Here is a 26,739-nt window from a genome sequence, read left to right on the forward strand (position 1 = left end):
CATGCAATTGACCAATCGTTCCAAACAAGTTTCGAATAAGGAAATGACCTTTACCGAACGCATGTACCTGCCAGCCATCGTTGGTGGCTTACGGGTGACGTTTTCGCATATGTTGAAAAAAGGTGCCACTGTTCAATACCCTGAACAAGTGCGTGAGCACAGCGTCATTTTCCGTGGCCAGCACGTACTCAAGCGGGATGCAGAAGGGCGTGAAAACTGCACTGCCTGTGGGCTTTGTGCGGTATCCTGCCCTGCCGAAGCCATCACAATTGTGGCTGGCGAGCGCCAAAAAGGAGAAGAACACCTCTACCGCGAGGAAAAATATGCGGTAGAGTACGACATCAATATGTTGCGCTGTATCTTTTGTGGTTTGTGCGAAGAAGCCTGCCCCAAAGATGCCATTTACCTTACCGATCGGATTGTGGGCTCTAATTACGAGCGTTCCGATTTCATCTTCCACAAAGAGGATTTGGTAGAAAAGGTAGCCCTGGAAGGCCGCATCGACATTAGCAAACGCAAGAAGGACAAATAAAGCACATGGATCAGGTTATTTTTTACGGTCTAGCCCTCATTACCATTGTTGGAGCATTGGCTACCATTTTTTCCCGCAATGCCATGTATAGCGTCTTGGCTTTGGTGGTTACTTTCTTCGCCATGTCGGGTCTCTACCTACAGCTCAAAGCAGAATTTGTAGCCGTTGTGCATATCATTGTCTATGCGGGAGCCATCATGGTACTTTTCCTTTTTGTGGTGATGATGCTCAATTTGAATACAGTCAGTACCATCATACGCAGCAATGTCAACATCAAATGGATCGCAGTTTTGGTAGGTATTGCGATGGCCGGTATTTTGGGTTATGGTGCCTACGCAACCACTCTCCCGGTCAGAGGTGACAATACTGCTGAGAATGGTACGGTCAAAGTGCTTGGAAAGATGCTTTTCAACGAGTATTTATTGCCCTTTGAACTAACCTCCGTGCTGCTTATTGCTACCATGGTTGGGGTGATTGTACTGACCAAAAAAGAAGAATAGTTATGGAAAAAAGTATATTCGATACCGTTCCACTCGAACATTTTGTAATCCTTAGCCTGATTCTTTTTTGCATCGGGATGATCGGGGTGCTGCGCCGCCGCAACATGATCGTAGTGTTCATGTCCATTGAATTGATGCTCAACGCAGTGAATTTGCTGGCAGTAGCTTTCTCTGCTCACCGGGGAGATCCCAGTGGACAAGTGTTTGTCTTTTTTGTGATGGTCGTTGCTGCAGCTGAAGTTGCACTGGGCCTGGGGATTTTGATGATGATTTACCGGAATGTAAAATCGGTAGACATCAATGCCTTGAAGCAGTTAAAATGGTAAATAAGTTGAGCGCTTGACCCCCTGGCACTTCGGCTTCGCTCAGTGACCAGGTATCCAAGCGCTCAACTCCTCAACTTTTTTTATGGAAAACCTAATTTGGCTCATTCCCGTACTTCCGCTCCTCGGCTTTTTCGTCTTGGGTTTGGGGGCAAAACAGCTCCCCAAAGGAGTGGCTGGAATGATCGGTTGCGCAAGTGTTTTAGCCTCCTTTGTTCTATCCCTTGGATTGATGGGAGCAGTTTTTAGCAATGGCGCTTTAGAACAAAACTTGTTCACTTGGGTATCAACTGGTACCTGGTCGGTTGATTTTGGCTTTTTAGTCGATCCGCTTTCATTGATCATGATGTTGGTGATCAGCGGAGTAGGATCTTTGATTCATATTTATTCTACTGGTTACATGCACGATGATGAGCGGCACAACTACTTTTTTGCCTACCTCAACTTATTCGTGTTTTTTATGCTCATTTTGGTGATGAGCGACAACTACCTGCTGCTTTTTGCAGGTTGGGAAGGTGTAGGACTCTGCTCTTACTTGTTGATTGGCTTCTGGTTCAAAGTAGATGAATACAACGAAGCGGCTAAAAAAGCCTTCGTCATGAACCGAATTGGCGACCTCGGCTTTTTGCTGGGTTTGTTCCTGATTCTGGTCAACTTTGGTACCCTGAATTACGATGGTGTATTCAATGCTGAAACTTTAAGCCAGATCCCAGTAAGTACCCTAACTGCAATTACTTTATTGTTCATTGTTGGCGCAGCGGGTAAAAGTGCTCAAATTCCACTGTATACTTGGTTGCCTGACGCGATGGCTGGTCCTACTCCGGTATCGGCCCTGATCCACGCGGCAACGATGGTTACTGCGGGTATTTACCTCACCATCCGCAGCCACGTCTTATTCGACCTAAGCCCCATTAGTATGCAAGTGCTGACGGTATTGGGCCTGGCTACCTCGATTTTTGCCGCTACAATTGGTCTGAAACAAAACGACATCAAGAAGGTCCTCGCCTACTCCACCGTATCACAATTGGGTTTGATGTTCTTTGCCCTGGGATTGGGCGCTTACGTTGCTGCTTTTTTCCACCTGGTGACCCACGCTTTTTTCAAAGCCTTGTTGTTCCTGGGAGCAGGTAGTGTGATCCACGGCCTGGACGGAGAGCAAGACATTCGCAAAATGGGTGCCTTGCGCAAGGTGTTACCCGTTACCTTCATCGTATTTTTGATCGGTACCCTGGCCATTGCGGGTATTCCACCTTTTGCGGGGTTTGTTTCCAAAGACCAAATCCTGTTGGCCGCTTACGAAAAAAGTCCATTGCTGTTTGCAGCTGGTGTAATTGCCTCCTTGCTTACGGTATTTTATATGTTCCGCATGTTCTTCCTGGTCTTTTTTGGCCAAAGTCGAGTGGAACACGATGTTTTGCACCATGCTCACGAATCGCCGATCTCGATGACTGCTCCATTGGGCATACTCGCTGTGCTTTCGGTAATCGGTGGTTTCCTCAACTGGCCAGCTCTGATGGGTGGTGGTGACTGGTTGCAACACACGCTTGCTGGAGTGTTGGGTATGAAGGAAGGTCATGAGCACCACCATGCCATTTCCGCCAGCACCGAATGGATGTTGATGGGGATTGTAGTTACCCTTGTGGTAGTGGTAATTGGCTTCGCCTATTCCATATATGTGGGTAAAAATACCGTCCCAGTCGAAGATGAAGCTGAACAAGGTCTTGGTCGGGTACTCAGCCACAAATATTTTGTGGACGAACTGTACCATACCCTGTTTGTAAAACCGATCCAAATGTTATCGGAGTTCTTTGGCCGAATTGTAGATCCCAAAATTTTTGACGGGATCATCAATGGTGTAGGCCAATCCATCACGGGTGCAGGTGCTTTATTAAAATACATCCAACAAGGCGCAGTAGGTTTGTACCTCTTCGTCTTTGCCCTGGGCATTATACTCTTGTTGGCATTACAAATCTTGTTTTAACGAAAACGCTCATGCTGACTACACTTTTACTCTTTATACCCATTTTGGGAGGTTTTCTCCTCACGTTGATTCCGGGAACCAACAGCACCCGCTGGCAAGCACTTTTTCTTTCAGTGCTCGCTGGTGCTCTGAGCGTTTATATGGCTGCGAATTTTGTGCCAACTGGAGGTGTTCAATTTGAGGCCCAGAACAATTGGTTGCCTAATTTGGGAATCAGTTACCACGTAGGTGCCGATGGCATCAGTATGGTCATGCTTCTGCTGACCAACTTGCTGTCTCCCTTGATCTTCCTTTCTACTGTTAAAAAAGATATGGACCATCGGGGCCTATTTTATGGCCTGATGCTAATGATGCAAGGAGCAATGACCGGGGTTTTTGTGGCCCAGGATTTATTCTTGTATTATATTTTCTGGGAATTGGCGCTTATTCCTGCTTATTTCCTGGTCTTGTTGTGGGGCACTGGCCAAAACCGCAAGACCGCAATCAAGTTTTTCATTTACACCTTGCTGGGTAGTTTGTTGATGCTGGTGGCCATCATCTTTTTGAGCCAGCAATGGAGCCCGGCCTCTTTCGATATTTCCAAGGTATACGAAGTGGACCTTAGCCCGGAAGCAGCAAATTTTGTCTTTTTGGCATTCATGTTGGCTTACGCTATCAAAATTCCAATTTTCCCCTTCCATACTTGGCAACCAGATACTTATACCCAGGCACCCACTGCTGGTACGATGTTGCTTTCAGGGATTATGCTAAAAATGGGTTTGTACAGCATCATTCGTTGGGTTTTACCCGTGGTACCTGGTGCAGTTCAGGCCAACGGGCCTTGGGTGATTGGTTTGATCGTGGTTGGCGTTGCTTATGCCAGCGTCATTGCCATTCAACAAAAAGACCTAAAACGTTTGTTTGCCTACTCTTCGATTGCTCACGTTGGTTTGATTGCTGCAGGTATTTTGACCATGAGCAGTGAAGGTTTGACTGGCTCCATCTTACAAATGTTTGCTCACGGTGTCAATGCGATTGGTTTATTTTACGTATGTTCTATTTTGATGGACCGTACCCAAACCAATGATATTGCTTCGCTGGGGGGGATTCGGAATCTTGCCCCCTGGTTTGCAACCACCTATTTTATTGTTTTGCTAGGCAGCGTAGCCCTGCCTTTGACGAATGGTTTTCCGGGTGAATTTATGCTGCTTTCTTCGTTGTTCAACCAAAACTGGGTTTGGAGCTTAGTAGCAGGTTCGGGGGTTATCCTCGGCGCCGTTTATATGTTTAAATCTTACCAAGGGGTGATGTTGGGTGAAACCAAGGTCAACGCTTTCGCAGATTTAGACATTTGGGAAAAACTGGTTCTGGTTCCTATCGTCATCGCGATCATTTTGATGGGTCTGCTGCCGGGATTGATTACCCGAATTGCACAACCTGCCATTGATCAATTGTTGCAATCACTTTGAAAACGACCCATTAAACATAAGGTATGTATCCGATCATTATACTTTCACTGGCGGGCATTTTGTCCATGTTCATTGGGGCTTATAAACTAAAAAAGCTGGCCCTGCCCGCAGTTTTGCTGGCAACATTGGCTGGTTTTGTAGCCAATTTTCTCCCTCAGAACCTGCAAGACGCGCCAACTTATTCAGGCATGTTGAAGTTTGACAGCTTTGCCGTCAATTTTTCAGCCGTATTAATGGGCGTTACTTTGGTTATTTTGATCCTGAGTCGTCGTTATTACCGTGACACTACTGAACACCTGGGCGATATTTATGCCTTGTTCCTGTTTTCAGTTGTTGGAGGTATGATCATGGTAGGCAGCTACAATCTGGTGATGTTCTTTGTCGGGCTGGAAATCCTCTCTATACCATTGTATATATTGGCAACCAGCGAACGAAACAATTTACTTTCCAACGAAGCCGGGTTGAAATACTTCTTGATGGGCTCCTTCATCACTGTCTTTTTGCTTTTAGGCATGGTGTTGATGTATGGGATGAGTGGTAGCTTTGATTTTGGTGCCATAAGTAACTACTTAAGCAGCACACCAGAAACCGCACCCCTGGTTAAATTGGGCGTCATGCTCATTATGATTGCCTTTATTTTTAAAATTTCAGCAGCCCCCTTCCACTTTTGGGCACCGGATGTTTATCAGGGTTCTCCAGCCGTAATTATGCTATTTATGTCTACGGTGGCAAAAACTGCTGCATTTGGAGGGTTTCTGCGTTTTTTGACTCAGGCAATAGCACCTATTGAAGATAGTTTCACGCCATTGCTTGCCGTATTGTCTGCATTAACCATGACCACGGGCAACTTGATGGCCCTAAACCAAAATAACCTGAAACGTTTGTTGGCCTTCTCCAGCATTGCCAATGCTGGTTATGTGATGCTGGCACTGGTTGGTCTGGGTGCCAACTCCTCCTCCACCGTGCTGTATTATATGTTGGTGTATTCAATTGCCAACGTGATTGCTATTGCGGTATACCTTACGGTTAAAGAAAGTTTGGGTTCTGGATCCATTGATGGGCTAAAAGGTTTGTACCAAAGCAAACCCTTGCTTACTTTTTGCCTGGTGCTGGCGATGCTCTCACTCGCCGGAATTCCTCCCTTGGCTGGGTTCATCGGCAAATACGCCGTTTTTGTAGACGCACTCCACAATGGTTATGCCTGGTTGGTGGTACTGGCCGCATTAAATTCGGCAATTGGGATTTTCTACTATTTTAAAGTAATGCGCACTGCATTCCAAAGTGCGGAAGAGGGCCCTGTCACCGTACCATATGTACTCGGTTATTCCACTGTTTTGGTGATCTGTACCTTGGTTTTGTTGGTCTTGGGTATCTTCCCCAATGTCGTTTTAAACGGATGGTAAGCTCGTACAATGTTACCCGAATGTCTACCAAATAAAAAATCTTGTATTTTTTACAAATAATAAAATCTACTGTGAAAAGGGCAAAATGCGGGCATTTTGCCCTTTTCTTATTGTATTTTCAACACTATCAAAACTTTACCCATCAAATTATAGCACTTGTTGTGTTTTTCTCTACGATTAAACATCTTTATTATTGTCACAAGCTGTGCAAAGCCATATTTTCCGGGAAATTTTATACTTGCAAAGAATTATCTTTTGTTTATCTTCACGGCTGCGAACACTTCCTTCCCACGTTTCCTATTGGTAAAACATTTGTTAACTAAAAAATAATTTTTTTCTAAAATCCTGATTAGCCATGAGTAAATCGACAAAACCAGCTGCTAGTGCAGCTAAAAAAGCTGAGTCTGGACAATTCAGCCGCGTTTTCGCTTATTTTATTATTCCGATCCTGTTGGTCGTGGCCATCTTATTGTTCAACTATGTTTTGGGCGCCAAGGCAAACTTTGAGAATGGCGACCCTGCTGGTCACCCAAAACCAGGTAACTACCTGGGGATGATGTACAAAGGTGGTACACTGGTACCGGTTCTGATGGCCAACTTCCTGTTGGTAATTGCTGTGTTCATCGAGCGCATTTTCACCATCACTGCTGCTAGCGGTAAAGGCTCTATTCCTACTTTTGTACGGAAGGTACAGTCTTTCCTTTCTAGTGACAATGTAGCTAGTGCCATTGCTGAATGTGACAAGCAAAGAGGCTCTGTAGCCAATGTTGTTAAAGCTGGTTTGGGTAAATACCAAGAAATGGCGACTACAACTGAAGCTTTGGACCGCGACCAAAAAGTTTTGGCTATCTCCAAAGAGATCGAAGAAGCTACTTCATTGGAATTGCCAATGTTGGAAAGAAACCTGGTAATCCTGGCAACCATCTCCTCGATCGCAACGCTGTTGGGTCTGTTGGGTACGGTTATCGGTATGATCAAGGCCTTCTCCGCTTTGGCGACTGCTGGTGCTCCAGACGCAGTTGCACTGTCTTCAGGTATCTCTGAGGCCTTGATCAACACAGCCTTGGGTATCGGTACTTCAGCCTTTGCGATTATTTTCTACAACTTCTTTACAACCCGTATCGACGGTATGACTTATGCCATCGATGAGGCCGGCTTCAGCATTGCTCAAACTTTTGCTGCTAAGCACAAGTAATTTTTTTTAAAAAAAATTGCTCTGCCACACACCACTTTGTAGCAAGCCTGCATCTAGGTAGTTAGAGCATTTTTAAAAAGAAGTATTATGGCCAAAATTAAAGTTGCTCGGAAAAGCACGGCAATTGACATGACGGCGATGTGCGACGTAGCTTTCCTCTTGTTGACGTTCTTCATCTTGACGACGAAGTTCCGTCCCAGTGAGGTTGCTGAAATCAGCATCCCTGCCTCAACAGCTCAAGTAGCTGTTCCAGACAGAAATATTCTGCTCATTCAAGTGAATAAGGAAGGGCAGGTATATGTTGGGGTAGACGATCAAAACACACGCCTGAGTCTGCTGACCAAACTTCAAGAGCGTTACAACCTCAAACTGAATGCAGATCAAGTCAACGCATTCCGTTTGCTTGATGCCTTTGGTGTTCCTGTTTCACAGTTGCCGCAGTTGCTCAGCTTGTCCAACGATGCACGCGCCCGGATGAAACAACCTGGGATATCGCTGGAAGTTGTTCCGCCTAAACAAAGTGAATTTATGGATTTGGTGCAATTGATTCGCCAATCCAATGAGGAAATTCGCGTTCGTGAAGGTCGTCCTTCTAGTGAGATTATGAGGATTGCCATCAAGGCAGACAAAGATGCTGACTATGAAGCCGTGAATGAAGTAATCGCACAGCTTCAACAAAAGAAAGTCAACAAATTCAACTTGATTACCTCTGCGCGTGGTTCTGGTGAAGCTACTACGGCAAAGGAATAATCGAAGGTAACCCTATTCTAAGTCCATAAAAGCGCAACAGCCATGGCAGAAATGAACATCCCCGATAAGGGGGGGAAAGGCGGTAAATCGCGATCTAAAAAGCAGTCAACCCGGGTGGATTTGACTGCGATGGTTGACTTGGGGTTCCTTCTGATTACATTCTTTATGTTGGCAACTACTTTCAGTAAGCCTAAGGCAATGGAAGTAAACAAACCAGCAAAAGATGAGAATCAAGAGGTGGAAGAAAAACCCATCAAGCAATCAAAAACTTATGCCATCGTATTGGGCAAACGTGACATGGTGTACTGCTATGTTGGTGCCGACGATGCTACAGGTGTAAATGTAGACAGTGTTACGTTTTCCCGCACAGGGCTGCGCTCGATGATCAAAGATCGTCAGAAAGCAGTACAACAACAGTGGGGCAACAAAGATGAACTGTTTGTCATGATTAAACCACTACCAGAATCCAAATACCGGAACATGGTAGATGTACTTGACGAAATGGCAATCACGGGTGTAAAACGTTACGCAATTATTGATGATTTCAATTCCATTGATTCATTGATTGCGGTAGGTTCTGGCAACCGTTTGCGCCCAACTAAGGGATTCAACTCCCTGAAGCTTAAATAACCAATTAAAAATGATGCTCTCATGAATACGAACGATGTATCCAATGCTGGGTTAGTCGGGGATATCATGAAGGCGGATCTGGATGATCTGATCTTTAAGTACCGGAATAAAGAATACGGCGCTTATCAGCTGCGCAAAGCATACCACAAGCGTATGACTCGTGCAACGATTCTCGCTATAGTTCTGCTGGCCTTTGCTGCTGCACTTCCGAGTATTGTGAATTTCATCCGCGATAACTTGCCTGAGGAAGAGACCTTAAACGTCGAGGTATCGTTGTCGGAACCGCCATCTGTCGATCCCAAGCAGGAACCGCCACCCCCACCTCCTCCGGTGGAGCCGCCACCTGCACGCCCAACCATCGCTTTTACCATTCCGGTGGTAAAAAAGGATGAAGAAGTGGTTGAAGAAGTTCCACCACCTACTGTTGAAGAATTGAAGGACGTGGAGATCAGCACCAAAACTCAAGAAGGTAGCGACGATGGTGTTGTTGCCGGACTTGGTGATGAGCCCATCGAAGAAGCACCACCTCCCCCTGTAGTTCAGGAGGAAGAAAAACCAAAGGTTACTCAAGAGGTTTTTAAGGTGGTAGAACAGATGCCTTCTTTCCCTGATGGTCAGGCCGCATTGCTCCGTTACCTTGCCCAAAACATCGAATATCCAACCATTGCGAAGGAAAACGGTGTAGAAGGGATGGTTGTTGTGCAATTCGTGGTAGAACGGGACGGTTCTATTGCTGGTGCGACTGTAGTGAAAGGTATTGGTGCAGGTTGCGACGAAGAAGCCTTGCGCGTAGTGCGCGGCATGCCCAAGTGGCAACCAGGTAAACAACGCGGACAACCAGTTCGGGTTCAGTTTAACTTGCCAATCCGCTTCAAACTCGAGTAAAATTGATAGGTTGAGAAGTTGGAGGATTAGTCGCTGAGCGAAAACTTGGTGCTGGTCATTCAACTTCTCAATTGATCAATTGCTCAACTTTATCAAAATGAATCTCCTTCGTATTGCTTTTGTATCATTGTTTGGACTAGCCTATATTCTCGCCGGCGTGTTTGTCCTCAAAATAAAACCTATTAGTCCTTTTGCTGTGAACACATTACTAGGTGTGCTTTTCCTGGCATATGGTGTTTTTCGCATTGCAAGACAATTTTTCGCGTCCAAACAACTTGAGGAAAAAGATGATGATTGATTTTTCAGCCTTTTACAACTTGGTTATCGTGAAATCACTACCTATGCGTTGGTTCGTCATTGTTATCCTTGCTTTATTCGTCTCCATCGGATGCAGCGATAAAGGAAGTACACCTGAGGATGGTGCTACTTTTGGTAAAATCCGCATCCTTGCCGATGAAACCCTTTTTCCTTTGGTTATTGCCGAGGAAGATATGTTTGAACACACTTACAACCGTGCCTCAGTTGACATAAAGTACTTGCCTGGGATCCAGGCCATGAACGAATTCCTTAAAGACTCTGCCCGTACTGTAATCAGTGCGCGGCCACTGACCTCAGAAGAGAAAGCTTATTTAAAAAGAATAAATTCTACACCTATAACTACCCAAATCGCTACTGATGCAGTAGCTTTTATGGTACACCCAAATAACCCTGATACATCTCTGACTTGTGAAAGTATTCTTAAAGTACTGAAAGGAGATGTTACATCCTGGGATCAATTGAGTCCAAATAATAGAAGCGGAAAAGTCACTCTGGTGTTTGACAATCAAAATTCCAGTACGGTTCAATTCGTTATGGATATGATCAAACTCAAAAAACTTCCCGCCAATGCCTATGCCCTTAAAGATAATCCTTCCGTAGTAGAATATGTAGCTCAACATCCCGGAGCTTTGGGAATCATTGGCTACAGCTGGATCAGCGACTATGATGATCCATTAGGCAAAAAACTACGGTCGGAGGCGAAGTTGATGGCTGTATCCGTTTGTGAAGGAGAAAATGCCTCTAAGCCCTACAAACCTTATGCCGCAAACATGATTGAAAAGCTGTATCCCTTTCGTCGGGATATTTTCATCATCACGCGGGAAGGTCGCTCAGGGTTAGGTACCGGTTTTGCGTCATTTATTGCGAGTGACATAGGCCAACGCATCATTCAAAAGGCGGGTATTCCTCCTTATTACAAACTGGAGTACAACATCGAACTGACTTCGGAACCTTTTAAACTTGAAAAATAGACAAGTAAGTGCTAACCATTCAAAATTCATCGGCAATGAAGAAACTTGTGTTGTGGTCTGTATTCATTTTGGTTTCGCAAGGAGCATTTGCGCAAACCGTAGCGGAAATCCAAAAGATGATGTCTGATGAAAACATCTCCGGTGCCCGCAAAATGGCCAGAGAACTGATTCAAAAAGAGCCTACCAATGGTGACGGCTACTACTATTTAGGGGAAACCTTTTACTTCGACGAAGCACAGGATTCCGCTGCTTTCTGGTACAACAAAGGTTTAGCTTTGGCACCAGATGCTCCAGCTCCACACGTGGGAGTTGGTAAAATTGCACTCGATAAAGGCTTGGGCCAAGATGCTGAAAAGTCATTTGGTCGGGCACTGCGTTTTGTGAAGAAAAAACCTGCAGAAGCTTATGCCCTGATCGGTAGTGCCTATCTGACCAGCCAAAAACCAAACATCGATAAAGCGTTGGAGAATTTTACTTTGGCTCGTGACAACGACACCAAAAATCCACGCTACTTCATGTTGTTGGGCGATGCTTTGGTTGCTGCAGACAAAATTGGCGATGCACAAACCAACTATACTTTTGCATCTGAAAAAGACAAGCAGAATCCGGAAATCTTGATGAAGATCGCCCGGACCTACCTGAAAAGTGGGATTGCGGATGTCGCACAAAAAAACCTGGAGGACATCGTCGCAAAGTTCCCCAACTATTCTCCTGCCTACAAAGACCTTTATGAAATCTACTTCAACAATAAGTTGTACTCAAAAGGTACGCCCCTATTGTCCAAGTATGTAGAACTGGTGGGTACGGATATTGATGCACGGGCGCGTTTGGTTCGTTTCTTAACTGCCCTGGCCAAAGACTACGACCGGGCCATTACTGAAGCAAAAACAGTATTGCAACAAGACCCTGCTCGTGGTGAAATGTACCGCTATTTGGCTTGGGCATACTATGAAAAAGGCAGTTTCAAGGAGTCTTTTGACGCTTCGAAATTGTTCTTTGAGAAAGAAGTCAATCGTAAGAAATATACTTCTGACTACGAGTACTATGCTAAAGCTGCCGCCAAACTGGGTGAAAAAGATGCTGCGGCCATGAACTACATGAAAGTGGTAGAAATGGACAGCAGCCGTACTGAGGTTTATGATATGATTGGTAGGATGTACTACGATGCCAAAGACTACCCCAAAGCTATAGACTTCTACAACCAAAAGATATTGAAGGTTAAGCCAACCAACCAAGATTACTTCTTCATTGGCAACAGCCACATGGTCATGAAGAACTACGCATTGGCTGACTCTGCATACCGCAAGGTAAACGAGTTAAACCCAACTTATGCGGCAGGCTGGTATACTCGTGCCCGGATCAACATAGCGTTGGATACTGCTGAGAAGAAATCATTCGCCAAGCCGTTCTATGAAAAATACCTGGAGTTGATCGAACCCACCCTCGAAAAAGCAGACCAACGGACCAAAACCAACGTCATTGCTGCTTACGCTTACTTGGGTGAATATTATGTCAACCACATCGAAACTCCCGATCTGCCCAAGGCATTGACTTACTTTGAAAAAATGTTGGCTTTGGATCCTGCTAATGCAGACATCCAAACTACCATCAAGAACATCAAAGATGCTATTGCCGCAGGGGGCAAAGACCGAGACTAAGTAAGCGAAAAGCTTAGTCTAAAAACAAGAAGAGGGTTCTTCACATGATCGTGAAGAACCCTCTTTCTTTTGTATTAATTGAATGAGTCGTATTTACAACATTTCAATCACCTGCTTAACCACATTCTCTGGTGTAAAGCCAAATTTTTCGTCCAACACCTTATACGGTGCAGAGTACCCAAAATGGCCCAAGCCCCAAACCTTGCCCCGGGAACCCACCAAGCCACGCAGGGTAACTGGTAACCCAGCAGTAAGTCCAAAAGTAGGCACATTTGAAGGCAATACTGTTTCTTGATAATCCACCGATTGAGTCCGGAACAGCCCTTCGGAAGGTGCAGAAACAATCCGTACTTTCAAACCTTTATCTTCACTCAATATTTTGGCACCTGCAACCAACGTTGCTACCTCAGAACCATTGGCCACCAAAATCACATCTGGCGTACCCGCGCAATTTTGCACGATATAGGCTCCCCGTTCTGCCTGGCTGGCCTCTGCAAAGCGGCTGGATGCGGCTGGCAGGTCATTGATGTTTTGACGGGACAAGATCAAGCCCGAAGGTGAATCCTGGTTTTCCAGCGCCAATTTCCAGCAAATGGTGGTTTCGTGGCTGTCTGCAGGTCGTAAGGCCAATACGCCATTTTTACCCGAGTGGTTTTTCAATTGTTCCAACAAGCGCAGTTGAGCTTCCTGTTCAATTGGCTGGTGCGTAGGCCCATCCTCCCCTACCCGGAAAGCATCGTGAGTCCATACAAAAATCACTTGCTTTTCCATCAAAGCGGCTACCCGAATGGCGGGTTTCATGTAATCAGAAAAAGCAAAGAAGGTTGCACACACCGGAATTACACCTCCGTGTAGTGACATACCAATCGACAATGCGGCCATGGTCAACTCGGCTACCCCTGCTTGCAGGAATGAGCCCGAAAAATCACCTTTGGTAAACGCTGTAGTCTTTTTCAGGAAGCTATCCGTTTTGTCGGAGTTGCTCAAGTCAGCTGAAGCCACAATCAGGTTCTCTACCTTCCCGGCCAGGTAAGCCAGTACATTGCCGGAAGCGTTGCGGGTAGCATCGTTTTCCTTTTGGGCAATTTCGCCCCAGTTGATTTCTGGCAGTTTACCACTCAACCAGGTGGCAAGTTTAGCCGCTTGAGCCGGGTTAGCTTGTTCCCAGCTGGCAAACTTGGCTTTACGCGCCGCTGCAGCTTGGCGTTTTTGATCCAAAATGCCCGCATAGTATTCTGCTACATCGGGGAAAATCTGGAAAGGATTGCTGGGATCGCCGCCCAATCCTTCAATGGTTTTGGTATAAGAAGCTTTGGATTGTCCCAGTGGTTTACCGTGCAATTCCACTTCACCTTCAAAAGCTGAACCATCCTCTTTTTTCACCCCTTTACCCATAATGGTTTTACCAATGATCAGGGACGGGCGATCAGTTTCGGCAATGGCGGCCTTAATGGCTGCACGCAATGCATCGTGGTCGTTACCCACTACGGTTTGTACATGCCAATGCCAAGCCTCGTATTTTTTAGCAGTATCTTCACTCGTTACGGCATCCACTTCGGTAGAGAGCTGGATGTCGTTGGCGTCGTAAAACATCACAATATTGCCCAGGCCCAAAAAGCCGGCAATCCGGCCTGCACCTTGCGAAATTTCCTCTTGTACCCCACCGTCAGAAATGTAGATGTAGGTTTTGTGTGCTACTTCTTCACCAAAACGTTGGGCCAGGAAACGCTCAGCAATGGCAGCGCCAATACCAAAAGCATGCCCTAAACCGAGTGGACCGGAGGTGTTTTCAATACCCCGCTCAACGTCTACTTCCGGGTGTCCAGGAGTTGGGCTACCCCATTGGCGAAAATTGCTAATTTCTTCCAGCGTATAATTACCCAGCAGGGCTTGTTGCCCGTATAGCATGGCCGACATGTGGCCTGCGTCGAGAAAAAAACGATCGCGCAAGGGCCAGTACATGTCACTTGGATCGTATTCCAAAAACTCGGAATAGAGAATATGGGTAAAATCAGCACCGCCCATTGGGCCACCAGGGTGACCAGATTGTGCTTTTTCCACCATCGCGGCCGACAGGATACGAATGTTGTCGGCAGCCCGTAGAGAAAGGTTATTTGCCATAACTTAAATTGATAGCAGTTTGTGTGTTAATTGTTTGTTTATTAAAAAGAATTGGCCAAAGATACGCAAGGTGTTTGGAAAAAACAGGAAAAGCCTGGCGATTTTGCAAGCACCCTGAGTTACCGGAGCTGGTTTCGGAATAGTAAAACCCCGATTCCCAGTTGATTCCAATCCTGCCGCAGTGGTTTGGGTACTGTATTATTGATGCTGCATGCCCCCAGAATGATGTCGCAGTCGCCATCTTGATCCACATCACCCTTATCCATCAACAACCAATTGGCTTTATCCCCCAAAGGAAAAGTATGGGCACTGAATTTCAGGTTTCCCTGATTTTTGAATACCACAAAACCACCCAGAGGTTTTTGGGTATAATCGGGGAAATAAGAAGTACAAGCCAAATCGGGTTTACCATCCTGATCAAAGTCCTCCACCAGTACCTTCCCTGCTCCATGAAGGGGCAAAAATTTCTTCTCCACAAAGTATTCTTTCCCCTGATTCAACAAAATTCGAATGCCATGGTATCCTTTCAAGGCATAGCTGTAATCGTAATTGTCACCAGCAGAATGGATTAGGTCGAGCTTTCCATCCTGGTTCATGTCTGCGATGTCCAGATAACTCGATCCATAAATGGGTAAAAAACGCGCAAGCAGCCGGGGATCAAACACCCCTTTGCCCAGGTTTTTAAACCAAATGATTTTTTCATCACCCTGGCTGAGCAGCGCTACAATGTCCTGTTTGCCATCTTGGTCCAAATCAACTACATTTGCCACCCGGGCTCCTGGGCCATTAAAAAGCTGATATACTTTACTTTTTCCATCCGCACTTGTTTCGTGCCAACTCAAAGCACCCGTATAATGTCCAAATTCGCTGATGGCAAAGGCTTGCTCGCCGGCTTCACCTTGATCAAAAGGCGCAAATTGTACCGGACGATTCAAGCCTTTCACTAAACTACGCAGGACTTTCCAACGCCCAGCTCTTTTTTCAATTTCAAGTAAATCTCCGGAGTAGGCATCATTGGGATCCATTTTGCCCATCAACAACAATTGGACGTGACCATTGGGAGTGATGTTGATATCACTGGCTGAAGAGGGGGCAAATAAAGAATCCTGAAGTTTTTGCCCTAATTCCTTAAAAAAAAATACCTTCCCCTCACGCTGCCCAGCAACCAAGGTGTTTTGTCCTGGAAAAAATTTCAACAAGGAAAAATTTGGCCTTTCCCCTGGAGATTGCCATAAAATCTGCGGCTTGAACTGTTGAGTATCCAGCTGGATGGGTAATGCGCCCTGCTGGGCTGGTATGTTTTCGGGAGCATTCTTGAGGTAATAGGCCACAATTTTACTCCAATCTTTTTTACTAACCATGGGTTTTAGGGGCAAGCCGCCTTTTTCCAGAATTGTTTGGTATTCTTCCGGGTTTAATTCGTTAAAGTCAGGGTCAGCCATCCCCATTCGAATGGCCATTTGTGGCAGTACACCTTCCTCCCAGCCTTTTTTATCCAACAAACCTGGTTCCGGAAACAAATGGCAGGCACCACAGTATAATTCGGCTAGTTTTTGCCCTTGTTCTTTTTGATCACAGGCTGTATTTGTCCAAACCAAAAATAGAAGACCAACAAATACTACAATTGAAAAGGTATTAAGCTTAGTCAACGCTTTAGATTTAACTGTTGAATCAAATAATTCCCAATCGCCTGGCCTTGTTTAACACCGTTTTCAATTGCAGGCAAAAAATGGATGCCGCCGTACAATCTGCTTCTGGATGCTTCGGTAGCAGCAGCGCTAAAAGAAGGAAAGCTTCTTGGCGGCAGGCCGTAAATTACTTCAACCGAATCCACATATGCAAATGAATCCCCGTAAAGATGTGTCAATACCACCGCACTTGCAGAAGAGACCACACTATGGCCACTGGTATACTCCGGAAATGGTGGGGTTTGCAACAATGGGAACCACTTGGGGTCTTTTAATGCTCGAATGGCCGTTTCCGGGCGTACGTACGCACTACGGTATTTTTCATCCCAGCAACTAATAAATGCTTCATTCAAGGTAACGGCGGTCAGCGCATAACTCCAGGCACTTTTTACCAGGTCAGCTTTGGTTTTTTGGCAAACAATCCGTGTAATGCCCATCCAATGCCCGCCCGGAGTGATTTTTTTAGTGGCAAACATCAAATGCCCCTCGTTGTGGGTCACAAAGGGGTTACAATCCCAAAAATTGGCAATGGCTTTTTGTTCTTCGCTAAGTTGTTTTGAGGTTTCGTAAACAAAGAGCATATCCCGATAAAATGGACTTCCAGGGGATTGGCTATACGGAGCTGGTGGGATTGGTTTAAACTGGCTAGCACTGTCCAGCACAAATGGCAACAGCTTATGCCAGTGTGGCTCAATCGCATCCATGTATTCAGGGGGAGTAGGTTCCCAATGGCCTGGGATACTTTGTGGGGTATAACGAGAAAATCCACGGGTTTCTTTGTAATTGTCGGTTTTGATGCGCTGGGCGATAGCTGCGACTATTTTTTCGGCATAGGCTTTGGATCGGCTTTCAACGGCTTTAGGTAAATGGAGTGCTGCAAATCTTTTAAAAATGGGGGCAGCCTTACGATCCAGCATCGTATCCGAAAACACCAACATTTTACTCACTCCAATCATGGCATGTGCAGCAACCAGAGGGAAGCAATGGGGCGCACCATCGTCCTGGGGCTCAGGTATAGCCACAAAGCCGCGCATTTGTTGGGTTAATGAGGGGTAATCTCCGGCATCATCCCATCTCAGGGCTTCGTAAGCAGCCAGATGGGAATAGGAATAGATGCGTGCTGCCACGGGTGGCGAAAACACATCGTGTACAATCACATCGGTCAGCGCCTGACCAAGTTCATGGATGGTTTGTGGGTCGTGGCTGGCGGCACTGGGGCGGTAGGGTGTTTCCGGGGGGGTGCAGGCGGTGAATAAAAAAATGAAAATGGCGATTAAGGAAAAAAAAATGGCGCTTTGCCTAGAAGGTTTTGCGGGTGCGTTTGCGGGTGCAAGTCCCTTTGCTGGTACAAGCCCTCGTGCTGGTACAAGTCTCCAGACTTGTACCAACATTTTTGCGTCTCTGACGCATGCGCAATGCGAAAATATTGAGCGGCCACACGTCCGAGACGTGCTGATATTGGTACAAGTCTGGAGACTTGTACCAGCGTCGGCTGCCTTTGAAGATTCTGCAGAGGCCTCAGAACCCCCGACCCCTAAAGGGGAGTACATTTTCGGATAGCATAAAAAAGTGCTTTTCCTATCAAAAGGTATTTTTCGGTACTGACCTACCATGTGCTCCCCTTTAGGGGTCGGGGGTTCTGAGGCCCCAGTAGCGTATTCAAAAATCATAACCTAATCTCTTTAATGGTAAAAACCAATCACCTCCCTACTTCCCAAAAACCTTCAACGTTCCCCGATTCTGACTCATCAAAAATCGGATTTGCCCATCTGCACCCCTTATGGGCACACAAGCCTTGCCATCTCCCTTTACCACTACCCCACTCCGCTGCCAGGACAGCGCCTGAAAAGCTCCTTTTCCATTTCCTTTCAACGCCAAACCATTCAGTGCATCATACCGCCCGGTGAACACATCGGCATCAAAACCATTGGTGGCCAGGATGGCATCCAAATGACCGTCCTGATCGATGTCAGCGGCACTCATGCCATAAATGGGGGCGAGTTGAGCGCTTGCTGGGAGTGGATGAATGGAAAAACGACCATTGCCGAGGTTTTCTATGTAGCTGCTTTGTAAGTAGTTGACCGATCGTGAGGAAGCTTTTTTTAGTTCAGCGGGTTGGAGCAAATTGTCAAAAGTCGCAGTGGCGTAGTTACTGTACTTTGGAAAACGATCCCGCATCAACAACAACTGTTTGATCAAATCATCACGGGTATTGTACACATAGGGGCGCCTTTTTCCATCCAGCCCGAGGCCATATTGGAATAAGATAAAATCGTAATTGCCATTGTCGTCAAAATCAGCAGACAAATACTGAAGTGGTTCGGAATCACTGGCTTTAAACAAGGAATTGAGCCCCAGGTTTCCTGCCAAAAAATCAACATCACCATCCTGGTCAAAATCCTCGGCCAGGAGGCTATTCCACCAGCCTGCGTATTTTTCCAGGCCATTATCGGTTTTGACTTTTTGCAATATTCCTTTTTGGTTTTTAAACAAGGTGAGGGGCATCCATTCCCCGGCCAACATCAGGTCCAGTTGTTGATCCTCGTCTACGTCTACCCAAACGGCATCGGTAATCATGCCCAAATCGTACAATTCAGGCGCTACGGCCCCAGAAACATCACTAAACTTAACCTGCTTTGAACCTTTGCTATCATTGCGCAACAACATACTCGGTGCAGGCGAGGGGTACTTCCCGGGAACACAACGGCCGCCTACAAACAAATCCTGATCACCATCTCCATCAAAATCGGCAGCCTTAACGCATGAACCACTATAGGTTTCCGCAGGAATGGCATTTTTTTGCAAGCTTAATTTTCCGCCACCTTCGTTCAAAAAAAACAAGTCCTGGTACTCTGCTGAGTTGGGCGCAAACTCGTAGCCGCCCCGAACAATGTACAAATCATTGTCTCCATCACCATCCGCATCAAAGAGTACAGCGCCAGTGCTTTCGCCAGCTTTGGCACCAGCCAGATCAAGTGCTTGTGGTGCTTGAAAATGGCCATTTTTTTGTTGCAGCAATACATCTCCCGGGTTGGGGTAAGAGCCTGTAACAATCACATCTTCCAACCCATCCCCATTTACATCTCCTACCGCCAGAGCGGGGCCAGATTGGGACAATTTATGGGGCAAGGTTCTCTGGATGTTGTAATCGATGAATTCGGCTTCCTGGTGCAGGTAGTTTAAAGCCAATTGGGTACTTTGCTCTTGCAAAAGTGGTTTAGTGATTTTTCTCTCGTAATTGTATTTTCCCTTAGCTTGGTTCTGATCCAGGGTCAAAACTTGATCCGCTTTGACATTTTTCAACACTTGCACCCGATCATCTGGCCATACCACCCGCAAGGAATCCAGTTCAGCCACTTTCCCCAACCCCAGATGCAGGATGGGTTCCACCGAACCCAAATAGCCCCGAATGGTAAATTGCTCCTGGTATTGCACGAGCTTCCCTTGCTGGTAAGCCCAGATTTTGGCGCCAAAGCCTTGAGGATTCCCTTTTAGCCCTTTGAATGCCAGGCGCAAATAGTGGGGCTTTTCTTTGCCTTCATTCAGGGTATTGCGGTACAAAAAAGGCGCTTCATCAATGTTGCAAACGATGTAATCCAAGTCACCATCATTATCCAAATCTGCATAGGCAGCGCCATTGGAAAAAGAAGGTCGCTCCAGGCCCCAGTCTTTTGTCACATTTTTAAAACTCAGTTCACCCTGATTGTGAAAGGCAAAATTGGAGACCTTAACCTCTGGGATCATCCCCAACAGCTCTTCTTTTGTGGTGCGCAAATAATTGGTATTGGCACGAAAAACGCCAAAGTCCTGGTCGCTCACGTCTTTGGGAAACCCATTGGTGATCAAGATATCTCGCAGGCCGTCGTTGTCTGGGTCAATCATCAGGGGCGACCAACTCCATTCCGTCTCATGCAAGCCCAAAAAACAGGCTATTTCGCTGAAAGGGGCTCCAGTTGTATCGATTGGGCCAAAACCATTGCTCAGTTGCAGCGTATTGCGCACATATTGGTACTGGTAACCGTATTTTTCATTGTTGAGGTATTTGCTGTAGTTGTTGGCGGGTAGGAATAGCTTTTTGCGCTCATTGGTAAAAGGCAACATATCGAGGGCAAATAGGTCGGACCAGCCGTCGTTGTTGATGTCGGCTACATCGTTGCCCATGGCAAACTGACTGGTGTGCTTCAAGAGTTTTGGCGCAGCGTTGTAAAAAGAGCCATTTTTTTGGTTCATCCACAAGAGGTCGTTGGCCAGGTAATCATTGCAAACATAAATATCCGGCCAGCCATCCTGGTTGACGTCACTAATGGCCAACCCCAAGCCATAGCCTTCCATGGTAACCCCTGCGGCTTTGCTGACCAGGGTAAAACGGGGCAGGCCATCCGCTCCCGGTCCATCATTGCGGTACAATCGGTCATTGTTGCGCGCTGAACCATCATTGATTTTATCGCGGTATTGGTTTGGGAAAAAAATCTCTACTTCATTGGTGAGCACGTAGAGGTCGAGGTCATTGTCCTTATCGTAATCAAAAAAGGCAGCCTGGGTGGAATAACCAGTATCAGCAATGCCCATGATTGGTGCAAAATCTTTAAACACGGGGTTTCCCTTAGCGTCGAGTCCCTGGTTGATGTAGAATTGATTCGCTCGTTTGTCTGCTTCCAGTTCCATGTTGGCACAAACGTACAGGTCTTGCCAGCCATCGCCATTGATGTCTACCACGGCGGCACCTGAGCACCATTTATCAGGTGAAGTTACCCCAGCTGTTTTGCTGATGTCTTTAAACTTAAAATCCCCTCCATTGAGATACAAGGCATTGTCTACTTGATTGCCGGTAAAAAATAGGTCTTGTAGTTTATCATTGTTAAAATCTCCAACAGCCACGCCCCCTCCATTGTACACATACTCAAAATCAAGAATGTTGTAGCGGGCATCTTCAACAATGGAATTGACAAAACTGACTCCGCTTTGGTCGGCACTTACCAATTCAAATAGAGTTTTTTTGCGAGCCGTACAACTCCACAGCAGCAACAAACCCAACAGGCAATATGTGATGCGCATAAATAAAAGATTCAGACGGCTAAAATAGGGAAAGAACCAAAGAAATGAGCGGAAAGCAGGAATATTGCTGCTCTCCGCTGACCCCAAAATAAGGCGGGGTAGAGCCGCTGGTGACCCAACGGCTCCCCGTCCTTAGACGTATGCGGGGAGTGGTCCCCGCCGTGTGAAAAAAGACTGTAGTTGTATTTGTATGACGCAAAAAATTGCTTAATACCCCGGATTCTGCTTCAGGGTAGCCTGACCATTGACGGTACTGGCTACAATCTCCTGTTGAGGAATCGGGAAATATTCACTCTTACCCGCAGTAAAGGATGCACCACCCAATGCCGCAACCCGCAGTTTACTTTCATAAGCCAGGTAAGCCGTCAAAGCATCTTTTGCTATACCCCAACGCACCAGGTCGAAGAAACGGTGACCTTCCATACCAAACTCAATTTTGTGCTCAAATTGCACGGCTTTTCTGGCCAGGGTTTTATCGGTCCAGGGCGTTTTGTAGGTATCAACTACATAATTTGCAGCTGGAGCTCCGTTGTTGAGTACAAAGTCAGCTGGATTGGCCGCTCTAGCCCGCACCTGGTTTACATAAGCACGTGCTGCTTCCAAGCTCCCTACTTCCACTTCACACTCAGCTGCCCAAAGGAGGATGTGTGCAAAACGGATCAGGTTGACGTTGTTGGCTGAAGCGCCCAAGGCCCAACCAGAGGCAGTTGAACCACTACCCTGTTCTGACTTTTTGTAAACGTGCTTGATTGGCGCGTATGGGCCACCATAAGATTGGTCGCGGATCCAGTCTTCACCAGGATAAAGCCCCCAATCCAGGTAAGGAATCCCTCTACGACCTACGGTACGGTCAAGGCGTGGATCGATGCGACCTGCGTCCGGCGTAAATGGATCTTTGCTGTCGACCCCCTGGTCATTTTTGATCTGGTTGGCCCCAATGTTGTGGCTACCATCCAACAAAGGCAAACCATTGGCATCGGTACGGAAAGAATTCACCAATTCCTGTGAAGGCTGGTAAAATCCGCAGCAAGTGCCGGGACCACCTTGGTATGGGAAGTTCAATACATCTCCGTAGTTGCCATTTTCACCAGCCCCTTCGCCATCATTTACGGAAGACTGCACTGCAAAAACCGACTCCTTGTTGTTTTTGGTCGCGATGAGGAAGTTATCCCCATATTTGGCGTTCAAGCCATACTTCTCCCCTTTGGAAGTTTTGCCATTGGCGATAATGGCTTCCAAAAGTGGCTTTGCCTCGGCAAATTTGCGTTGGAACATGTACGCTTTAGCCAGGAGGGCACCCGCCGTCCACTTGTTGACGCGACCCACTTCGGCCTGGGTTTCAGGCAGGTTGTCGTATGCAAATTTCAGGTCATTCACGATGTCTGGCCAAACGTCCCGATCGTTGGGCACGTTAAAGTCGGTAGCTTTATCGTCAACATAAGGAATGTTGTTGAAGCATTTTTTTGCTTCAAAATGGTAATGGCCTCTCAAAAAACGAGCTTCACCTTCAATTTGCTTGGCTCTGGCCGCAGAAATATCAGTTGCTTTAGCCAACAATTTCAAAACAGAATTGGACCGGGCAACGCCATCATACAGTACCCGCCATTTCCCCCGGAAATAGGCATTGCTTGGCAATCCCTCGTAACGAGCAATGGGGTTTACTGCGTTCTGGTCCCCGTTGTCGGAACCTTTGTGGGCGTCTCCACCACAAATTCCACCAAATACCCAGTTGGAAGCAGAAGCATGCCAGGCATCGCCACTACCCCAGCCCTGGGCCCAACCATCCAACAAGGAATAAGCACCGATGAGCACTGCTTCTACTCCTTTTGAATTGGCCAAAGTGGTTTCATCCAAACCACCCAGCGGTGGCCGATCCAGAAAAGACTCCTGGCAGGCATAAAATGCGCCTCCAAGGGTTATGGTGATTAAAACCAGAAATAAGATCTTTTTCATGGTTGTGTTTTGTTTATCATAAATTTACAAACTGACGAATCTAGCAGCTCAGGGCCATTAGAAAGTCAGGTTTGCACCTATAATCAATTGTTTGTTAACTGGATAGGCACCATAATCAATTCCCATTGCGCGGTCTGCACCATCCCCAAACCCGTTGGTGGTAATGGCAGGGTTATACCCACGATACTTGGTGATAATGATTGGGTTGGTAGCCTGCAAATAAAGGCGCAAACGATCTACCTTCATTTTACCAATGTGTTGGAAAGAATAGCCCAACTGTACCTGCCGCAAAGCGACATAAGATCCATCTTCTACGTAGCGGCTGTGCAGGAAGCTGTTGGAAACCTGGTCTCCAAAATCGAGGCGTGGCAGTGCTGCATCCCGGTTGTTTGGCGTCCAGGAATCGTACAAGGCCTCTTTGGAACGGTTGAGGTTAAACACTTCGTAATCGATCTCCCAACGGGCAAAGTTAAACAGTTCATTGCCTTGAGAGCCCTGGAAGAATGCGGAGAAGTCCCAGTTTTTGAAGCTTAAATCCAGGTTAACACCATAAGTAAAGTCAGGGTGTGGGTTGCCAATGAAAGTTTGGTCAGATTCATTTACAACACCATCACCATTGATGTCGGCAAGGCGGTAACGGCCCACTTTTTCTTCACCTGGCTGATCCGGTGAATTTTTGATTTCATCATCGTTCTGGAAGAAACCAATTACCTGGTAACCATAGAAAGAGGCAATCGGGTAGCCTTTCAAACTACGGCTGATGTTGCCAATCCGAGTACCACCACCGGTAAAGAAGGTGGCATCGTTGGTACCCACCCGAAGAATTTCATTGTTATAGGTACCAAAAGTAACACCCACATTGTACTTCAGTTTATCACCAGCAGTTTGGCCATGATAAGTCAACTGGGCATCTACCCCAACGTTTTTCATGTCGCCAATGTTGATAGCAGGTGCAGCCAAGTCACCAGCTGTGCCTGGAAGTTCCTGCACATACAACAAATCAGTGGTTCTTCTATTCCACCATTCAAGGGAAACTTCCAGTTTATTGTCCAGCATGGTCGCGTCGATACCGATGTTGGTAGAGGTAGTTGTTTCCCACTTGGAAGCAGGGTTACCCAAACGAGTGGATTCAAAACCCAGAATTGGAGAAGTACTGGTACCATTGATGTCGTATGCAGAAGAACCAGGACCTGATCCGAAAGTGCTATACGGGTTGCTGGCATTGATTTTTTGGTTCCCCGTTTGGCCCCAGCCAAAACGCAACTTCATGTCGTTGAAGAAGGTGACGTTTTGCATAAAACTTTCGCTTGAAACCCGCCAAGCTACCCCAAAGGCTGGGAACACCCCATAGCGGTTTTCAGGCCCAAATACGGAAGAACCATCCCTACGTACGGTACCATTGATGATGTATTTGTCCATCAGATTGTATTCTACCCGGCCAAAAACCGAGTACAATGCCGGACCAGAATAAGCACCTCCACCAACTTGTTGGCCGAGTGCACTTCCCGCATTCAAAGTCCAGAAGTTCTGAGAGTCTACAAAGTAGTTGACCCGGGTACCACTCATGTCCCGACCAGAAGACAACACTGCTTCAGTACCTACATAGACCTTCAATTTTTGTTTTTCACTCAATTGGCGGTCAAAGGTAAGGGTGTTGTACAAAGTCCAGCTAAAGCCATACCCCGAATATTGATTAAAGGAGTTGGAAGATACCACCTCCGCCGCTTCAATGTTGCGGTATCCAAAGGCATAACCGTTCCACATGCCATAATCAAAGCCAATTTGAGACCGGAAGGTAAAGTCATTGAAGATGCCCCCCAGAAAACCCAGGTTCAAGTTGGTGTACAAACTACCAAAGGCATTCAGCCCGTAGTTGCGGTTGTCTTTTTGGCGGTAACGGTCGGCAATCGGGTTCCCCGAATTGGATACAATTCCTTTAGCACCTCCAAAAAAGCCATTGATGTCGTACACAGGTACAATTGGTTGCATTTGGATGGCACCGGTAATGGCGGAGCCCCCGGTTGCGTTCCCCAAAGTACGAATGTCTTCATTGTGCGAAATTTTCATGTTTTCGCCAATGCTCAGGTATTTGCCAATTTTGAATTCAGAGTTCAAACGCATACTGTAGCGTTTGTTGTAGGTATGGATGACCAAACCTTCCTGGTTGTAATAATTCAAGGTAAGGGCATAAACACTTCCCTTATTGCCCCCAGTGAAAGACAGGTTGTGGTCTTGAATAGGGGCAGTTTGGTACAGTTCCTCCTGCCAGTTGGTACCTTGCTTATTCGCCTTGGTAATCAGGTTGAAATTCGGTGAATTGATGTCTGCATTGTAGTTGGCAGGATTCACCCGGGGGTCTCCTTCTTTGGCACCAGCAGGAAAAATATAGTCTGGCAATACCGGAGTAGATCCAGTACCATACAATTGTGGGATGTTTTGGCCGGCGTCAGCTACACTGAGACCAGCATTTGCCAAAGCTTGAAAACGCATGGTAGCCCATTCCTGTGCGTTCAACACATCGATGAGTTTGCCGTGGTTTTGCACCCCGTAATAGCCAGAGTAAGACACTTTGGTTTGACCAGCTTTACCTTTTTTGGTGGTAATGATGATTACCCCATTGGCAGCTCTGGAACCATAAATAGAAGCAGCCGAAGCATCTTTCAAGATTTGGAAGGTTTCAATATCGCTGGGGTTCAGGTCCACCATGCGGTTGGCATCCCGAGGCACCCCGTCGATCACATAAAGCGGGTCATTGTTGCCAAAAGTACCCACCCCACGGATACGGATACTAACGGGCGAACCAGGTTCACCGTTGTCCCCGACCACAACACCAGCCGCCCGGCCAGCTAGTTGTTGCTGGAAGTTTCCAGCAGGAACAGAAAGCAGATCTTTGGTTTTTACAACCGAAACCGCCCCCGTAAGGTCTTTCTTTTGTTGGGTGGAGTACCCGGTCACCAGTACTTCTTCCAGCGCCAGATCGCTTTCCTCCAGGGTAACTGAAACATTGGTCTCAGCACCAGTCAAGGCAACTTCCTTGGTGCGATAGCCCAAGTAAGAAACGATCAATGCCGGCGACTGGCCCTCAATAGTGAGTGAAAATGCTCCACTGTCATCAGTGTAGGTACCGTTGGTGGTACCTTTTACAATGACAGATGCGCCGATAAGTGGATTACCAGCAACATCTACCACCTTACCACCGATGCTGCGTTGTGCCAACGCTGCAATGGAAAATAAGCAAAAAACAACTACCAGGGTAGTGTATTTTTGCCAGGTTTGGTAAGCATGAACCATGATAGTAATGGTTTGGTTAAAATGATTGTTAATTTAG

The 26,739-nt window shown here is 46.5% G+C and carries 19 protein-coding genes; 13 read left to right on the forward strand and 6 right to left on the reverse strand.

The genetic code is table 11. The features are described 5' to 3' along the window. Nucleotide 1: 1 nt before the first annotated feature. From ACO08K_RS04385 to ACO08K_RS04445, 13 genes are all read left to right on the forward strand, one after another. Nucleotides 2–532 (forward strand): NADH-quinone oxidoreductase subunit I, encoded by a 531-nt coding sequence (locus ACO08K_RS04385; protein WP_320032067.1) that lies wholly within the window; start codon nucleotides 2–4, stop codon nucleotides 530–532. A gap of 5 nt (nucleotides 533–537) precedes the next feature. Beyond that, nucleotides 538–1,032 (forward strand): NADH-quinone oxidoreductase subunit J, encoded by a 495-nt coding sequence (locus ACO08K_RS04390; protein ID WP_421795182.1) that lies wholly within the window; start codon nucleotides 538–540, stop codon nucleotides 1,030–1,032. 2 nt (nucleotides 1,033–1,034) lie between these two features. Next, a complete protein-coding gene (gene nuoK, locus ACO08K_RS04395; protein ID WP_421795183.1) occupies nucleotides 1,035–1,358 on the forward strand; it encodes an NADH-quinone oxidoreductase subunit NuoK in 324 nt (107 codons plus the stop codon). An 82-nt stretch (nucleotides 1,359–1,440) separates the two neighbouring features. Then, complete coding sequence (gene nuoL / locus ACO08K_RS04400; RefSeq protein ID WP_421795184.1) at nucleotides 1,441–3,336, forward strand: NADH-quinone oxidoreductase subunit L; 1,896 nt, start codon at nucleotides 1,441–1,443, stop codon at nucleotides 3,334–3,336. Nucleotides 3,337–3,347: 11 nt separating this feature from the next. After that, nucleotides 3,348–4,784 (forward strand): complex I subunit 4 family protein, encoded by a 1,437-nt coding sequence (locus ACO08K_RS04405; RefSeq protein ID WP_421795185.1) that lies wholly within the window; start codon nucleotides 3,348–3,350, stop codon nucleotides 4,782–4,784. A gap of 23 nt (nucleotides 4,785–4,807) precedes the next feature. Continuing rightward, complete coding sequence (locus ACO08K_RS04410; protein ID WP_421795186.1) at nucleotides 4,808–6,187, forward strand: NADH-quinone oxidoreductase subunit N; 1,380 nt, start codon at nucleotides 4,808–4,810, stop codon at nucleotides 6,185–6,187. Between the two features lie 355 nt (nucleotides 6,188–6,542). After that, nucleotides 6,543–7,382 carry a MotA/TolQ/ExbB proton channel family protein gene (locus tag ACO08K_RS04415; RefSeq protein ID WP_421795187.1) on the forward strand — a complete coding sequence of 280 codons (840 nt, stop codon included), beginning with the start codon at nucleotides 6,543–6,545 and terminating at the stop codon, nucleotides 7,380–7,382. 87 nt (nucleotides 7,383–7,469) lie between these two features. After that, nucleotides 7,470–8,132: a biopolymer transporter ExbD gene (locus tag ACO08K_RS04420; protein WP_421795188.1), complete on the forward strand. Its 663-nt coding sequence runs from the start codon at nucleotides 7,470–7,472 to the stop codon at nucleotides 8,130–8,132. Nucleotides 8,133–8,174: 42 nt separating this feature from the next. Beyond that, the gene (locus ACO08K_RS04425; RefSeq protein WP_421795189.1) at nucleotides 8,175–8,762 is read left to right on the forward strand and encodes an ExbD/TolR family protein; all 588 of its coding nucleotides are present in this window, start codon (nucleotides 8,175–8,177) and stop codon (nucleotides 8,760–8,762) included. Between the two features lie 21 nt (nucleotides 8,763–8,783). Beyond that, nucleotides 8,784–9,647 carry an energy transducer TonB gene (locus ACO08K_RS04430; protein ID WP_421795190.1) on the forward strand — a complete coding sequence of 288 codons (864 nt, stop codon included), beginning with the start codon at nucleotides 8,784–8,786 and terminating at the stop codon, nucleotides 9,645–9,647. A 97-nt stretch (nucleotides 9,648–9,744) separates the two neighbouring features. Next, the gene (locus ACO08K_RS04435) at nucleotides 9,745–9,945 is read left to right on the forward strand and encodes a hypothetical protein (protein ID WP_421795191.1); all 201 of its coding nucleotides are present in this window, start codon (nucleotides 9,745–9,747) and stop codon (nucleotides 9,943–9,945) included. Between the two features lie 28 nt (nucleotides 9,946–9,973). Continuing rightward, the gene (locus ACO08K_RS04440; protein WP_421795192.1) at nucleotides 9,974–10,936 is read left to right on the forward strand and encodes a PstS family phosphate ABC transporter substrate-binding protein; all 963 of its coding nucleotides are present in this window, start codon (nucleotides 9,974–9,976) and stop codon (nucleotides 10,934–10,936) included. 35 nt (nucleotides 10,937–10,971) lie between these two features. Next, entirely contained in the window at nucleotides 10,972–12,594 is a 1,623-nt protein-coding gene (locus tag ACO08K_RS04445) for a tetratricopeptide repeat protein (protein WP_421795193.1), read from the forward strand. A gap of 93 nt (nucleotides 12,595–12,687) precedes the next feature. Here the strand turns inward: ACO08K_RS04445 and ACO08K_RS04450 are convergent, their stop codons facing one another. The 6 genes from ACO08K_RS04450 to ACO08K_RS04475 all read right to left on the reverse strand — a co-directional run bounded on the left by ACO08K_RS04450 (nucleotide 12,688) and on the right by ACO08K_RS04475 (nucleotide 26,702). Continuing rightward, nucleotides 12,688–14,715 (reverse strand): transketolase family protein, encoded by a 2,028-nt coding sequence (locus ACO08K_RS04450; RefSeq protein WP_421795194.1) that lies wholly within the window; start codon nucleotides 14,713–14,715, stop codon nucleotides 12,688–12,690. A 119-nt stretch (nucleotides 14,716–14,834) separates the two neighbouring features. Continuing rightward, nucleotides 14,835–16,364 (reverse strand): FG-GAP repeat domain-containing protein, encoded by a 1,530-nt coding sequence (locus tag ACO08K_RS04455; protein ID WP_421795195.1) that lies wholly within the window; start codon nucleotides 16,362–16,364, stop codon nucleotides 14,835–14,837. Continuing rightward, the gene (locus tag ACO08K_RS04460) at nucleotides 16,361–17,794 is read right to left on the reverse strand and encodes a vanadium-dependent haloperoxidase (protein ID WP_421795196.1); all 1,434 of its coding nucleotides are present in this window, start codon (nucleotides 17,792–17,794) and stop codon (nucleotides 16,361–16,363) included. The genes ACO08K_RS04455 and ACO08K_RS04460 overlap by 4 nt, the downstream gene beginning before the upstream one ends. A 316-nt stretch (nucleotides 17,795–18,110) precedes the next feature. Next, the gene (locus ACO08K_RS04465; RefSeq protein ID WP_421795197.1) at nucleotides 18,111–21,458 is read right to left on the reverse strand and encodes a VCBS repeat-containing protein; all 3,348 of its coding nucleotides are present in this window, start codon (nucleotides 21,456–21,458) and stop codon (nucleotides 18,111–18,113) included. 207 nt (nucleotides 21,459–21,665) lie between these two features. After that, nucleotides 21,666–23,411, reverse strand: coding sequence for a RagB/SusD family nutrient uptake outer membrane protein (locus ACO08K_RS04470; protein ID WP_421795198.1), 1,746 nt, complete (start codon nucleotides 23,409–23,411; stop codon nucleotides 21,666–21,668). Between the two features lie 57 nt (nucleotides 23,412–23,468). Continuing rightward, complete coding sequence (locus tag ACO08K_RS04475) at nucleotides 23,469–26,702, reverse strand: SusC/RagA family TonB-linked outer membrane protein (RefSeq protein WP_421795199.1); 3,234 nt, start codon at nucleotides 26,700–26,702, stop codon at nucleotides 23,469–23,471. Nucleotides 26,703–26,739 lie beyond the last annotated feature (37 nt).

The sequence above is a fragment of the Haliscomenobacter sp. genome (assembly GCF_965225875.1).
GTDB lineage: Bacteria > Bacteroidota > Bacteroidia > Chitinophagales > Saprospiraceae > Haliscomenobacter.

What these genes read in the sequence shown, in the direction of transcription:
- nuoL (WP_421795184.1), top strand. Translation starts at nt 1,441, where the DNA reads ATGGAAAACCTAATTTGGCTCATTCCCGTACTTCCGCTCCTCGGCTTT.
- ACO08K_RS04415 (WP_421795187.1), top strand. Translation starts at nt 6,543, where the DNA reads ATGAGTAAATCGACAAAACCAGCTGCTAGTGCAGCTAAAAAAGCTGAG.
- ACO08K_RS04410 (WP_421795186.1), top strand. Translation starts at nt 4,808, where the DNA reads ATGTATCCGATCATTATACTTTCACTGGCGGGCATTTTGTCCATGTTC.
- ACO08K_RS04450 (WP_421795194.1), bottom strand. Translation starts at nt 14,715, where the DNA reads ATGGCAAATAACCTTTCTCTACGGGCTGCCGACAACATTCGTATCCTG.
- ACO08K_RS04465 (WP_421795197.1), bottom strand. Translation starts at nt 21,458, where the DNA reads ATGCGCATCACATATTGCCTGTTGGGTTTGTTGCTGCTGTGGAGTTGT.
- ACO08K_RS04430 (WP_421795190.1), top strand. Translation starts at nt 8,784, where the DNA reads ATGAATACGAACGATGTATCCAATGCTGGGTTAGTCGGGGATATCATG.
- ACO08K_RS04475 (WP_421795199.1), bottom strand. Translation starts at nt 26,702, where the DNA reads ATGGTTCATGCTTACCAAACCTGGCAAAAATACACTACCCTGGTAGTT.
- nuoK (WP_421795183.1), top strand. Translation starts at nt 1,035, where the DNA reads ATGGAAAAAAGTATATTCGATACCGTTCCACTCGAACATTTTGTAATC.
- ACO08K_RS04445 (WP_421795193.1), top strand. Translation starts at nt 10,972, where the DNA reads ATGAAGAAACTTGTGTTGTGGTCTGTATTCATTTTGGTTTCGCAAGGA.
- ACO08K_RS04390 (WP_421795182.1), top strand. Translation starts at nt 538, where the DNA reads ATGGATCAGGTTATTTTTTACGGTCTAGCCCTCATTACCATTGTTGGA.
- ACO08K_RS04405 (WP_421795185.1), top strand. Translation starts at nt 3,348, where the DNA reads ATGCTGACTACACTTTTACTCTTTATACCCATTTTGGGAGGTTTTCTC.
- ACO08K_RS04435 (WP_421795191.1), top strand. Translation starts at nt 9,745, where the DNA reads ATGAATCTCCTTCGTATTGCTTTTGTATCATTGTTTGGACTAGCCTAT.
- ACO08K_RS04385 (WP_320032067.1), top strand. Translation starts at nt 2, where the DNA reads ATGCAATTGACCAATCGTTCCAAACAAGTTTCGAATAAGGAAATGACC.
- ACO08K_RS04420 (WP_421795188.1), top strand. Translation starts at nt 7,470, where the DNA reads ATGGCCAAAATTAAAGTTGCTCGGAAAAGCACGGCAATTGACATGACG.
- ACO08K_RS04470 (WP_421795198.1), bottom strand. Translation starts at nt 23,411, where the DNA reads ATGAAAAAGATCTTATTTCTGGTTTTAATCACCATAACCCTTGGAGGC.
- ACO08K_RS04425 (WP_421795189.1), top strand. Translation starts at nt 8,175, where the DNA reads ATGGCAGAAATGAACATCCCCGATAAGGGGGGGAAAGGCGGTAAATCG.
- ACO08K_RS04460 (WP_421795196.1), bottom strand. Translation starts at nt 17,794, where the DNA reads ATGTTGGTACAAGTCTGGAGACTTGTACCAGCACGAGGGCTTGTACCA.